Origin of the sequence: Streptomyces sp. NPDC006458 (genome assembly GCF_040612135.1) — a bacterium.
Taxonomy (GTDB): Bacteria; Actinomycetota; Actinomycetes; order Streptomycetales; family Streptomycetaceae; genus Streptomyces.
In genome coordinates this window covers 177,563-190,508 of the sequence record NZ_JBEXPR010000016.1, presented here as the reverse complement: position 1 = coordinate 190,508, position 12,946 = coordinate 177,563, and the positions used below count along the sequence as shown (strand labels likewise).

The 12,946-nt window shown below is 71.2% G+C and carries 9 protein-coding genes; 6 read left to right on the top strand and 3 right to left on the bottom strand.

What is annotated here, in order from left to right:
* Nucleotides 1-153 precede the first annotated feature (153 nt).
* Genes ABZZ79_RS22800 through ABZZ79_RS22790 form a run of 3 tightly spaced genes read left to right on the top strand, consistent with a single transcriptional unit; the run spans nt 154 to nt 4,927 of the window.
* Nucleotides 154-801, top strand: a complete 648-nt coding sequence (locus ABZZ79_RS22800) for a hypothetical protein (RefSeq protein ID WP_356691392.1) — start codon at nt 154-156, stop codon at nt 799-801.
* Nucleotides 798-2,807, top strand: coding sequence for a hypothetical protein (locus ABZZ79_RS22795; protein ID WP_356691390.1), 2,010 nt, complete (start codon nt 798-800; stop codon nt 2,805-2,807). The genes ABZZ79_RS22800 and ABZZ79_RS22795 overlap by 4 nt, the downstream gene beginning before the upstream one ends.
* Nucleotides 2,808-2,848: 41 nt before the next feature.
* Nucleotides 2,849-4,927: a hypothetical protein gene (locus ABZZ79_RS22790; RefSeq protein WP_356691388.1), complete on the top strand. Its 2,079-nt coding sequence runs from the start codon at nt 2,849-2,851 to the stop codon at nt 4,925-4,927.
* A gap of 324 nt (nt 4,928-5,251) precedes the next feature.
* On the opposite strand, the gene ABZZ79_RS22785 is transcribed toward ABZZ79_RS22790, so the two are convergent.
* Together ABZZ79_RS22785 and ABZZ79_RS22780 are read right to left on the bottom strand one after the other, a co-directional pair.
* Nucleotides 5,252-6,454 (bottom strand): hypothetical protein, encoded by a 1,203-nt coding sequence (locus tag ABZZ79_RS22785; RefSeq protein WP_356691386.1) that lies wholly within the window; start codon nt 6,452-6,454, stop codon nt 5,252-5,254.
* Nucleotides 6,451-10,299, bottom strand: coding sequence for an SNF2-related protein (locus tag ABZZ79_RS22780; protein ID WP_356691384.1), 3,849 nt, complete (start codon nt 10,297-10,299; stop codon nt 6,451-6,453). The genes ABZZ79_RS22785 and ABZZ79_RS22780 overlap by 4 nt, the downstream gene beginning before the upstream one ends.
* 233 nt (nt 10,300-10,532) lie before the next feature.
* Here ABZZ79_RS22780 and ABZZ79_RS22775 point away from each other — a divergent pair, with 233 nt between their 5' ends.
* The 3 genes from ABZZ79_RS22775 (at nt 10,533) to ABZZ79_RS22765 (ending at nt 12,554) form a co-directional block, all read left to right on the top strand.
* On the top strand, nt 10,533-10,919 hold the full coding sequence (locus ABZZ79_RS22775; RefSeq protein ID WP_319656800.1) for a hypothetical protein: 387 nt from the start codon (nt 10,533-10,535) through the stop codon (nt 10,917-10,919).
* 77 nt (nt 10,920-10,996) lie between these two features.
* Complete coding sequence (locus tag ABZZ79_RS22770) at nt 10,997-11,635, top strand: GNAT family N-acetyltransferase (RefSeq protein ID WP_319656799.1); 639 nt, start codon at nt 10,997-10,999, stop codon at nt 11,633-11,635.
* Nucleotides 11,636-11,936: 301 nt separating this feature from the next.
* Nucleotides 11,937-12,554, top strand: a complete 618-nt coding sequence (locus tag ABZZ79_RS22765; RefSeq protein ID WP_319656798.1) for a hypothetical protein — start codon at nt 11,937-11,939, stop codon at nt 12,552-12,554.
* Nucleotides 12,555-12,617: 63 nt separating this feature from the next.
* On the opposite strand, the gene ABZZ79_RS22760 is transcribed toward ABZZ79_RS22765, so the two are convergent.
* On the bottom strand, nt 12,618-12,815 hold the full coding sequence (locus tag ABZZ79_RS22760) for a hypothetical protein (RefSeq protein ID WP_319656797.1): 198 nt from the start codon (nt 12,813-12,815) through the stop codon (nt 12,618-12,620).
* Nucleotides 12,816-12,946 lie beyond the last annotated feature (131 nt).

Genomic DNA, 12,946 nt, shown 5'->3' with positions numbered 1-12,946 from the left:
ACGGTGAATTCCCTTGACGGCATCTGGTCTGCCGGGCCGTCCACCTGCCAGGATGACACCTGGTGACGGAGCGGACGGCTGGTGTGAAGGAGCACGATGGTCGCACCCTTAGCGGTACGCAGGGCAAGTCGCTGGCAGGACTCTGTCCGGCTGTTGCTGCTGATCGACGCGGCCGCCAAGCCGCCGGCCCAGGACGAGGATGTGCCCGCAGCAACGGCGGGCGTGGTCCACACACAGGTTCGCCTGCAGAAGCTGGACTTCTGGGTGCGCTACCCGGACTATCTGGCCTTCGAGCTCATGAATGAGTACGAGACGGCGCCGGACGAAGAGGGACTGCTCAGCCTCGCCTCGGACATCCTGGACTCGGAGGAGCCGGACTTGAGGCGCTTTCCGATGCTGCGTCACAAGTTCGGAGCCTTCGAAGAGTTGGATGACGCGCTGGCGCCGCTGGTGGAGCGCGGGCTGATCCGCAAAACGCAACGTCTTGGCCGGAGCGGCCAGAAGCGCGTCGTCGAGCACGTCTACTTCCTCCTCGAACGCGGCCGCGAGGTGGCCCGGTCGCTGGTGCAGGACGCCCCAGCGCTGGAGTGGTACGTCAAGCGCACCCAGCTGGTCGTGGCCCTGGTCGACGGGCTCGGCGGTACACAGATCAAGAACCGGCAATACCTGTTGAGCGACTACGCCGACACCCCGTGGAGGCAGTACATCTCGCCCATCACCGAGCAGGCCCGCGCACGGTTGCGTCAGCTGAAGGCTGCCGCCCAGATGCCGGAGTCCGACGTCGCCCAGGAGGCCTCGTGACCGCGTCGCCCGAGACACCCACCCCGGAGGTCCCCGAGGTTCCGCGGGCCGGCGACATTCTGCAGAGTGTCGCCGAGAAGCTGGGACTGACCCCGGAGCAGGTGGAGCGGTCGCTCGCGGAGGCCAACATCACCCTGAAGAGTCCGGCAGCCGCCGACCGCCGGCTGCGGATGCTGCGCCTTCGAGTCCACGGGGTGAAGCACTCGGGCGATCCCTTCAGTATGGAGCGGGAATTCTCGGCCGGCGTGTGGGCGATCGTCCACCCCGACAACAGCGCGGGGAAGACGAGCCTCCTGGAATTCCTGGTCTGGCCGCTTCGTGGAGAACCTCGCGATCTGCCCTTGGACGTCCGATCCTGGGTGCGGCACCTGAGCATGGACGTCGCTGTGGCCGGACGCCCCATCCGGATTGTTCTGGATGTCGATCCCGGCGCTCATCCAACGCTGACCGGGCGGATCCTCACCGCGGACACCGTGGAGCAACTGCTTGCCACGGACGACGGCGGGGACGGTCTGCGGCTGCTGGAGCAGGCTTCCGGAGCCGACGAGGTGGACCGCAGCATCGGCGCGTTCTTCCTCGACGCGCTGCGGATGGGGCACACCAGCCTGTGGCAGGCCGGCGGCGGCGCCGACGGCGAGGGCGCCCCCCAGGTCCACGGGTGGGCCTCGTACTTCGGAGCGTGCTACCTCAACCCTGGGGGCGACGAGATCCTCCTCGGCGATGTCAACGCCGTGGGCCTGTCCGCCCGGCTCATGGAGCTCTTCGTCGACATCCCCTACAGCACCGTGCTCACTCAGCTGTCGGTCGCCGACAAGCGCGAGCGCAAGACCCTCGCTCAAGGAAAGCGCCGTGCGGAAGGAGACGCCGACGCCCGCAGGGCCGAGCGCACCGCGTGGCAGGAGCAACTGGAGCAGCTCTCCCAGCAGATCGCCGAACTTCAGGACGTGGCGAGCCGGGATGTGTCCCCCTTGCTCCAGGCCGCCGACCAGGCGGCAGCAAGGCTTCGGGACACGCAGAGTGTGCTCCATGAGGCCGAACAGAGCCTGACCGAGACGAACACGGCGCGGGTGCGCGCCGACCAGGCGCTGCTGGACGCCCGTGAGACCTGGCAGGCGCGGCGGGTGCTGGGCCGGCTCGATCCGGTGTGCTGTCCGCGATGCGAGGAGCCTCTCGATCGTGACCGCCGCCAGCAGGAGCGCGAGGACGCCTCCTGTGCCGTGTGCACCCGGACGCTGCCCGAGGTCGACGAAGAAACCGCCGAAGTGCTGTTGCAGGACTTGGAGCAGCAGCTCGAGAGCGCGCGGGAGGCGGAGGACGCGGCGAGTCGGCAACGCGATGCCGCCGCGGCCGCGGTGAACGCCGCGGTCATCGAGCAGCAGGCGGCCTCGGCCGCGCTGCAGACGGCGCTGGCGACGTCGCAGAACCATGAGCGCCTTCGCCAGCTGGAGCTTCAGGCAGCTGGCTTGGAAGGACGCCTCGCCGCCACCGGCTCCGGGCCGGAAGAGCCGCCCGTTCCCGTGTCCGCCCAGGTCCTGGAGGCCGTGACCGAGGCCGTACGAGAGGCCGTCGACGCGGCCGCTAAGCGGCTTTTCCCGGCGATGAATACCCAGATCGTTGAGCTGGCGACCCGTTTCGGGGTGCAGAATCTCGACAGCGTCCGGCTCGACCGCTCCGGCCGGGTGAACGCCGTCAAGGCCGGGGTGAAGACCTCGTTCAAACGTCTCAGCCGCGGTGACCGGCTGCGCATGCGGATCGCCACGGTCATCGCGCTGCTGCGTGTCGGAGCCGACCGCGGCGTGGCCGCCCATCCTGGTCTGCTGCTGATTGATTCCGTCGCCGCCGAGGAGGTCACCGAAGTACCGGCCCGAACCCTGATCGCCGAGCTACAGGCCATCACCAAGGACCTGCCGGACTTGCAGGTCGTGCTGACCACTGCCCAGCCCGAACTCGTCGACGATCTGCCTGGCGACCACCTCATCACCCGCGATAGTGAACACCTGTTCTAAGCTGCTCGCTTCCGGCGCGGACCAGCAGAGAGGAGAGGACAGTGGCTCCGAGCGTGGACCAGGCCCTCCAGGCGTGGGCCAGCCGGGCGAGCGATGACGAACTGAACGCCGGACCCCGCCTGGAGGACCTCGGCGGAGCAGACGCCGTCGCAGCTGAGGCGGACACGCTGGCCGCCGGGCCTCAACTGCCCTACCTCCTCACCGCGCTGTCCCGCAGCCTCGACACCATCCCGGCCGACCAGGCTGCTCCCCTGCTCTCGGCCGCGGCCCGGGGCCTGCGCCGCCCTCACTCGGCGTGGGTCCTCACCGACGCCCTCGACGTCGTGTGCACCCAGCCGGAACTGGCCGACCGCCTGGGCAACCGAACCGTACGAGATCTGGCCACGCTCGCAGAGGACGCGCTCGCCGGCGACTGCGACGCCGCCCTCGCCCAGCCGGCGATCGCCGGCCTGCTGCGCCTGGCGGTAGCCGGAGGCTCCCCGCACCGTCTGCTCGCGCTGCTCACCGAGATCACCGGCAGCGAGCCTGCCGACGCCCTCGAACGCCTGCCGATCCTGATCGGCATCGCCCGCGACCACTTCGCCGAAACCGACCACCTCCTCGACGTCCTCAGCGCACTGGAGAATCAGCCCGACCTGAACCCGGCGACCCGAGCCGACGCGAGCTTCGAACTTGCCCTGGCCGACGAGCGAACCGCGCTGGAGGCCGCCGACCGCAACACCGCCGATGAACAACTGCGGCGAGCCCTGATGCGGTTCACCGAGCTCGACCGCACCCACGAGGCACGCCTGGACGCCCGCGCCCACGCCGCCGCCATCGAAGCCGTCCTCGCCTTCGCCGACCTCGAACAGAACCCGACGGGTGACAACAGCGCCCGGCAACGACTCACCGACGCAGCCGACCAGCTGGACACCACGGCCGCGCACCTCGCCGCCTGGACCGGCCGCATGCACCAGCTCGACTGGCTCAGCGCCCGCAGCCTGACCCAAAGCGCCTGGTCGAAGCTCGTGACCACCCTCAACGCCGCACAGACACACCTGGACCAGCCCAGCTGGTACAGCCCCGCCGACGCCCTGAGCGACCTCCTCCAGATCTACCTCGCCAGCCGCAGCATCCACGCGCCAGCCCATGACTCCCCGGGCCTCACCGCACTGATCAGCCCGGCCGTGGAAGCGCCGTTCGTGCGCAGCCAAGGCCTGCTGCACCAGCTCGAGCAAGCCCTCGCCCACGACGCCCAGTTCACCGACCACCCCGACGCCCAGACTCTGTACGACGCTGTACGCCAACGGCGCCAGAAGTCGGCTGGTGAAGCGGCACGGCAGGAGGCGGTGCCGGGAAAAGCGCTGGAGGGCCGTCCCGCACTTGCCGCGCTCTTTCAGTCTGACGCCACCGGCCTGCGCGATGACCTCGACCCGCACAAGCTCGACCGGCTCGAGCAGCTCGCGCACCAGCTCGCCAGGGGCTACACCCCCACCGGCAACGCCCGCGTGGACACCCACCTGGAAACCCTGCTCGACATCCTGAAGACCAGCCCGGCCTGGAAGCCGAGCGACAGCCACTACTTCACCCCCCTGCTGGAGCACTTCCTACGTTTCCTCTACGACCGCTTCGATGCCCAGGCCAACCTCTACGGCGAGCGCACCGCCTACCTCGGGCCGGCGCGCAAGGACGCCGACGGCAACGCCGTCCCCTGGAATGAGAAGAACCTCCAGGACGACTTCCACCAGCACCTCAGCCCCCTCTTCCCACCGGGCACCGTGGAGCGGGAAAAGTGGGACGTCGCCAGCGGGCGCGCCGACGTCATCTACACGCCGGAACCCGGCAGCCGCTTCGTCGCCGAGATCAAATGGCGCACCACACCGTGGAAGACCCAGCAAACCGTCGAGCGGGACTACCTCGCCCAGGCCGCGAACTACACCGCCACCGGACCGCCTTTCGCTCTGCTCCTCGTCGGCGACGCCAGCGACCACTCCGGCGGCTACCGCGACATCGAAGACAGCATCTGGATCATCAGGCACGCCCGCAGTGCTACCGAAATCCCCCGCTTGATCGTGGCCGGCGTCCTCCCGACCGCACGTCCGACCCCGCACTCCCTGCGCCTACGACGTTCGGCGGGGTAAGCGAGTCGGTGAGTGCCTCACGGGCCCCGGCATAGCGGCTGATCATCCACACCGGCTCGCTCTCAGCGGCGAGACCCTGGTGGATGGGACGGGCCGCGTTCAGCTTCCGGTGGGAAGCAGTCTGCGCGGCCTCAACGGCGGCTTCCATTGAGTCACCAGCGAGGCGAGCCGTCTTCGCGCAAGCGCGGGCGGATGTGTTGCTCGCGGCGCCCTCCTCAAGCCGGTCGACGATGAACTGGGGGACGCGTACGCCGGTCTGCGGATCCAAGGGCATGCGGTGGGTCCTTCGGGCTCGGTGACGTTCTGGTCAGGTCGCCGGTGCGGCTATCGCCTGAGTGGTCGTGCGGCGCGGGCGCGTCGTGCGGCGCGGAAGGCCTCGGCGGGATCGTCGCAGGCTCCGGGTGCGGGGCGCCACTCGTTGGCGCGCCAGAGGGTGAAGGGGTACCAGCGGCCGTCGGGGCCCGGACGGATCTGGACGCCCGCGGTCGTGTCGGTGAGCGCGTTGCCGTCGATGGTGATGGTTCCGAGGCCGACAGCACGGGAGGAGTGGAGGGTCTCTCGCGCCTGCTCCAGGACGTCCGTGGTTGCTGGGGCGGCGGCGAGGGTGGCGTGGGCGCCAGCCGGGCCGCCGTGGCGGTAGCCGATCATCATCGCCCGCAGGGTGGCTTCGGGGATGCCGGTGGCGCGCTGGGCGGCAGCGAGATAGTCCGCGCCGTCGGGGCTGGCGAGGATCCGGAGGATGTCGGCCAGCTCGTCGTGCGGGGCAGCGACGGTGTCGGTCAGGAGGGTCCGGGCGCGGGCGGCGGCGTCGGCGGTCATGCGGGCCAGGTCCTGGGCTCGGGGCCCGGGGAGGGGTGCGTCGGTGTAGGTGAGGGTGGTGACGGTGTCGAGGTCGAGGGACGGTGCCGTCTGAGGGGGGCGGTGGGCGGCCAGCGAGTAGAGCTGGGCGGCGCGCACGGTGCCGTTGGTGTCTGCGGGGAGGGGGCCGGGGTCGGCGCCGTCGACGAGGTCGCGTACGTGGGCGGCGAGGGCGCGGGCGGTCATGCCGCGGGCGCCGAGCAGCAGGGAGGGGCTGTTGGTGAGGCGTTCGGCGACGGCGTGGCCGAGGGCTGCGCTGTGGTCGCAGACGCGGTGGGTCCGGCCGGTGGGGCAGGAGCAGGAGAAGGTGATGCCGTCGGAGGACGGGGTGATGGAGATGCCGCCGGCGTGGCCGGAGTCAGCGATCGTGGCGGGGATCCGGTTGGCGACGAGGTCGGCGACGGCCTGAGGGTCGTCGGCGAGCCGGGCGGCCAGCGTGTCCCACTGGGTGGTGGTGAGCTCGGGGAGGTGGATCACGGCCTGGTGGGTGGCCTTCTTCGCGGCGACGGCTGCGTTGATCTGGCCGGGCTGGGTGTGGATCTGGGCGACAGCGCCGTTGCGCGCCAGGTTGAGGCCCTTGCCGTAGGAGCCCGAGCCGTTGGTGGCGAGGTGGAAGGCCTGTTTCCACGCTCCGGCCAGGGGCGCGAGGGATCGGGCGGTGCCGGTCATCGGGTTCCCAGGGTGACGAGGGCGGCGAGTTCGGTGTCGTCGAGTTCGGTGAGGGCGCCTTCGCCGGAGGTGAGGACGGCGTCGGTCAGGGCGCGTTTACGCGCGAGGAGTTCGTTGATGTGGTCCTCGACGGTGCCCTCGGTGATCAGGTGGTGGACCTGGACGGTGCGGTGCTGTCCGATGCGGTGGGCGCGGTCGGTGGCCTGGTCCTCGACCGCCGGGTTCCAGGGCCGGTCGTAGTGGATGACGTGCTCGGCCCGGGTGAGGGTCAGGCCGGTGCCGGCCGCCTTGACGGACAGGATGAACACCGGGGCGGGGTCGGGGTCGTGCTGGAAGGCGTCGACGAGTTCTTGGCGGCGGGCCGGCGGGGTGCCGCCGTGGAGGAAGCGGACTGAGCGGCCGCGGGCGCGCAGGTGATGTTCGAGGATGCGGCCCATCTGGACGTAGCCGGTGAAGACGAGGGCGGCTTCGCCCCGGTCGGCGAGGGTTGCCGTGAGGTCGTCGAGGGCGGCGAGCTTGCCCGAGCGGCGGGCGAGGCCGGCCGGCTCGGCATCGTCCAGGGGTTCCTTGAGGTAGAGGGTGGGGGAGTTGCAGATCTGGCGCAGGGCCTGGAGCAGCTTCAGGACCAGGCCGCGGCGTTCGATCCCGCTACTGATCGTGATCTTGTGCATGGTGTCGCGGACGATCGCCTCGTACAGACCGGTCTGCTCGTCGGTCAGGGCCACGACACGGTGGTGGTGGATCTTGCCGGGCAGTTCGGGGGCGATGCCGGGGTCGGTCTTGCGTCGGCGGAGCATGAACGGGGCGATGAGCCGGGCGAGCCCTGCGGCTGCAGGCGAGTGGGGGTCCTTCTCGACAGTGCCGTAGCGGGCGCGGAAGGCGGTGCGGGTGCCGAAGAGGCCCGAGTTGGTCCAGTCGAGGATGGCCCATAGCTCGGTGAGGGTGTTCTCGACGGGGGTGCCGGTGACGGCGAGCCGGGCCAGGGCGGGGACGTCGCGGAGCGCCTTGGCGGTGGCGGAGGCGGGGTTCTTGATGTGCTGGGCCTCGTCGGCCACGACCAGGCCCCACTGGGTGGCGGCGACGGCGGGGTCGCGGCGCAGCGTGCCGTAGGTGGTGATGACGACCGTGGTGTGGTCGAGCGCCTCGGTGTCGAGGGTCCGGGTAGTGCCGTGGTAGCGGACCACGGTGGTGTCCGGGGCGAAGCGGGCGATCTCGCGCTGCCAGTTCGTGATGAGGGAGGCCGGGCAGACTACGAGGGTCGGGCCGGCGGCTGCGCCATCTGTTTCGGCGCGGTGGAGGTGCAAGGCGATGGTCGTCAGCGTCTTGCCCAGGCCCATGTCGTCGGCGAGGAGCGCGCCGAAGCCCAGGCCGAGGGTGTGCGCGAGCCAGGTCAGGGCCCGTTGCTGGTAGTGGCGCAGGGTCGCGTTCAGGCCGGTCGGCGGTGGCACGGGCCGTGGATCGTCGGGAGCCTGGCGCAGGGCGTCGACGAGGGTGGCCATGGTGCCGGCGGGCCGTGCGTCGAGGGTTTCGCCGTCGAGGGTGAGGGTGCCGGAGAGGGCGGCGGCAAGCGCGTCGAGGGAGGGCAGCGGTGCGAGGTCGCGGTGTCGGGCGCGGCGGGCGGTGTCGGGGTCGATGAGCAGCCAGCGGCCGCGCATGCGGATCAGCGGCCAGGCGGCGTCGGCGAGGGCGGTCATCTCGTCCTCGGTCAGCGGGTCGCCGTCGAGGCTGATGTGCCAGCGGCAGTCCACGAGACGGTTCAGGGCCAGGAAGCCGCTGCCGTGGGTGAAGTCGTCGGCGCCGTCGTGGCTGCCGATGACGGCAGTGGCGGTGAGTGCGCCGAGGAGAGCGGGCGGCCAGTGGATGGCGAAGCCGGCCGCGGCGAGCGGGGCGGCGGCGTGGTCGTGGAGGAGGGCCAGGTCCTCGGCGGACAGGGTGAGGCGGCGAGGGCGTTCTTGTGCGGCGAGGTCGCCGAGCGGCGGGAAGTGGCGGGCGCCGCGGCGCAGCGCGCGGCGTACGCCGGGCAGCGCGGCAGGCGTGAGGGCGGGGTGGGTGTGCTGTCCGTCCCAGATGTTGCTCGCCGGCACGGGTTCGTCCTGGTCGTCGGCGGCCAGGTGCAGGACGGCTTGGGCGGTCGGGGTTTGTTCGTCGGCGTCGGGCTCCTTGATGCGCAGCGTGAGGCGGGGAGCGGGACAGGGGTCGGCGGCGTCCTCGATCGCGTCGGCCCAGGCCCACAGTTCGGGTGTGGGCTCGGACTCGTGGGCCGGGGTGCTGGTGAACGGGCCGGGTCCCAGAAGCGGGGCGGCACTGGGGGTGCGGACCATCGCGTCGGCGACGGCGTCGAGCAGGGGCCAAAGGGCGTGTTCGGGTGCGAGGACCCGCAGGGGGGTGTGGCCGGCGAGGAGGCAGTGGCCCTCGGGGGCCATCCGGGCCGCGGCCTCGGTGACGGCGGCGCGCAGTGGGTCGGTGACCGGGCCGATGCGCCAGCAGCCTTGGCCGTCGGTGGTCAGGGCGGGGTAGACGCGCTGCTGGGCCACGCACGCCACGGCCAGGCGGAGAGCGGGCCGCCACCCGGTGGCGGAGGGGTGTTCGCCTTCCCGGGGGGTGAGCAGCGCGGGCAGGGCGAGGCCGACGGGGACGGCGATGCCGGTCACGGTGGCGCGGCGCGGCATGATGCCGCCGGCGCCGGCGAGGACGAGGTCGCGGGTGACCGGCTGCAGTGGCGGCGGCAGTTGGCTGGGGGTGGGCAGGGGTGTGCCGTCGGGCTGGAAAAGCATCCACGCGGCCCGGCCGGGATGGCGTGCGGGCAGCAGGGTCAGGGCGGCGCCGTCGGCGAGGGCCTGCTCGAGCACGCTGCGGGCGGCGAACAGGTCGGCCGGGCCGGCGGGGAGGGCGGGCGGCGGCTCCTGGCGGTCTGCCGGCGCGGGCGGCATGGGGAGCGCGGGCTGGACGGGCGCGGCCGCCGCCGGTTCGGTCGCGGCCGGGGGGTCGGCGTCGGCGCCGAGGGCGGTTTGCAGGGCCTTCAGGAGGCGGCCGGCTGCTTCGGCCCGGGCTTGGCGTTTGCTGGGGCCGGTTCCTTCGCCGGTGAGCTGCTGGCCGCGGTGGACGGCGGTGACCATGGCCGTGAAGCCGGCGGGCGTCGGTGTCGGGGTCCGGTAGTCGGGCCTGGTGATGTGGCCGGCCTGGTGGAACTCGTTCAGGACCGAGAGGGGGTTGGCTTCCCCTGCTGGCGCGGGCGCCTGGGGCGCGGCGGGCGTGTCCCAGTTCCAGTCGGGCACCGCGCGATCGGCGAGGGGGTCGGGCAGGTCGGCGAGCGCGGCGATGAGGCTGGTCATGGCCTGCTGCCGGGCGCCCTTGCGGGTGCGGGCTTGTTGGATGCTGCCGGTGATGTCGCGGCCGGCGGGAGCGAAGGCGGCCTGCGCGACGAAGCACGGCTGGCCGTCGTCCCCCTGTCCTTCCCGGACGGTCGCGGACGGCGTGCGCAGCAGTTGGGCGTGCATGGAGATGATGCTCGGCGCCAGGGCCGGGCTGGCGGCGACGGCGGTGATGGCGGCTTGCCGTACGACCGACCAGACGTCCGTTCCGGCCGTCTCGAACAGCACGGCCCGCAGGGCGGCGACGTCTAGGTGGCCCCGGGCGATCCGGCGGGTGGCTTCGGACGCGACTTCGGCCGCGGATGCGCCCTGGGCGATGGCGCGTTGAAGCGCATCGCGGAAGGCGTCCGCGTCCATCAGGGCCAAGGCTGTGCTCTCGGCCGAGGCGCCGGCGCGGGAGGGCGGGATCTGGACTCGGGGTGTACGGGCGGCCAGCGCTGCGGGACTGATGGGCTGCAGGCGGTCGATGGACAAAGACACTCCCCCAGTAGCCGGACGCCGTCGAGACCACTCCCATTGTGACCTGCGTGCGCGTCAGGCCAGTGCCGTACACACGAGCACCCCACACCAAGAATGTTGCTTATTTTAATTTCGATATGTAGTTTGGTCATGTCGCCGAGTTCCGGCACCCCCTCACTTCTCCTGCGTCGCGTCGGCTTGCCCTGTGCGCCGACGGCTGTACGGCGCCCACTCTTGCGAGGATCGCCATGCACCTGGACCCCATGGTCTTCCGCTTCACTGCCAGCGGCCCCAGCGCCCAGAGCGCATTCACGAACCACGCCGCCAAGGACCGGGAACTTCCGGTTGACCCGTTCACCCGGCGCGCAGACCTGACGAAGGTCGGCCGCGTCACCGTCGTGCGCGACCGCTCCGCGCTGGGCCCCGTCATCGCGGGCTACTTCAACGAATCCGTTCCGTCGCCCGTCCCGTACGGCGCCCCTCTCGACGAGGACGACGCCGACTGGCTGGCCGACCGCCTGATCGAGGACGACGCCCCGTGCGTCCGATCCGGCGGCGCCGGAGCGCTGCTGCTCGAAACCACCGGGCCAGAGCCGAGCTGGCTCTTCTTCGGCTGGAGCACCCCGCTCGGCTGACCCGCTCTCCCACCCCGGCCCCCACTTCCCTCCAGCCGCGCCACGACGGTCCGGCTGCCAGCGCCAAGGACTCGACCATGCACGCCCCCACTGCCCTCACCGACACCGACATCCGTGTCCGGACCGCGACCCAGGAGGACGGCGACACCCTCGTCGAGCTGATCTCGCTCGTCGACCTCCAGCTGCGAGCCGAGGACCTGCCCGGTGCCCTGGACCCCATGCGGCACGCCCTCACCGACAGCGACAACGGACCGCTCTCGCACCGCAGGAACCACTTCCTGATCGCAGAGAACAGCGAGGGAGTCCCCGTTGGAGCCATCACGTGTGGCCCTGCCAAGTGGATGTCCGACCCGAACCGGTCACCCAAGATCATGCGGCGCAAGATGGTCGAGCACATCTCCACCGTGCACGGCCTCGCCGTGGTCCCCGCCTACCGGAACCAGGGAATCGCCCGCACCCTCCTCCACCACGCCGAGGAAACGTTCCGGGATGCCGGATACACGGTCCTGACACTGCGCCACGACCGAAGCCTCACGAGGTTCTACGGGCGGCTCGGCTACACCAGCCACAACCGCCTGTCGCTGACACTGCCCACGGGCGAACTCCTCAGCCTCCTGGACCGGGGCTGGAAGCACGCCTTCAAGATCCTCTCCCCCACCGCCGCCATCACCACGGTCCAGGGGATGCCCACCATCACCGGCGCGCTGTCCGACTGATGCCCCACCGGACCCGCTCCGGTGAACGTGCAGAACTCGGCAAAGGGTGCCTCTGGTGCCACGTTGCCACAGCACCAGAGCCGCCCCCACGCGGACCTGTCGAAGGTGACCGAGGTGAAGGTCTCCGACGGCCGGGACCGGCTACGCGCCGACGGCTGCTTCGACGGCCACGTGCACCCGGGGCGAGTAGTCCCCTCCCCGTCCCGGTCTGGTGCCGTCGTACTTATCCGCGACGGCACCAGACCGGCACGCAGCAGCAGGCCAGAACTCACCCGAACACCCTTCGACTTCGAGGACCCCGATGCCCGCCCCGGACACCCGCCTCAGCGCCCAGCGCCTCGCCGACCGCCTCCCGCCTCTGCCCCCAGCCATGCGAGGCAACGCAGGCCGAGAACGTGCCCGTCACGCCTTCGTCACCCGCACCCTCACCACACTGCGCACGGACCGGAGCATCACCGGTGACCGCGCGGAGGACTGGCGCCGGGTGGCCTCAGAACTCGCCTTGCTCGGGCAGATGGCCGCCCCCGGCGACAATTTCCAGGTGGCCGTCTTCGAACTGGAGGCGCTCGCCAGGCTGACCGCCGGTCTCGAACCGGCACCCGCAGGTCTTCCCTCCGGCACCGGCCCCCAGGGAGGAGACCTGATCTTCCCCTGGCAGGCCGGCGAGGACGACTGGATCTCGGTGCCGGGCGGGCTGGCAGGGCCCTTCGTGTCGACGGTGATGGCGATGCCGAACCAGGTGGGTATCGCCCGGACCGTGGTCGTGGTCAGCCAGCGCCACCGGTACCACGCTGGTTCGTCGCACGCCGATGTCCACATCGAGGACGGAACACCCATCGAGCGTCTGGACGCAGAGGTGGAGCGGGCCCGGGCCCGGGAGCAGTGGAACGAGGACCACTCTGCTTGGCACGACCGCTGACCGCGGTGGGCGCCTGGGCTGATCAGCCGAGCGGCGAGAGGCGACGTGCCCCGGGCCATGCGGTCACCGCGCGTCGTCGTCCGCGTCCTCCAGGGCGGGGGGCTCCTGCCAGGTCAGGGTGTCCAGTGGCCGCGGCAGGTTCCTGGCCGCGCCGGGCACCGCTCTCGTCACCGCGGACGCCTCGTCGCTGAAGAGAGCGACAGAGGCGTCCGTACAGCCGGGCACTGATACTGCCGGGCTTGAGGTCTTCGTGGTGGTCATCTCGTCCCCCTGATTCGTCCCGGGCCGAGCCCGGCTGGAAGTCGGCGCGCAGGCCGGCTGCGAAAGCGTATACAGATTCCGAACTGCGGCCCGAGGAGATTTCCTTCGGGCCGCATTCCCATGTCAAGCCT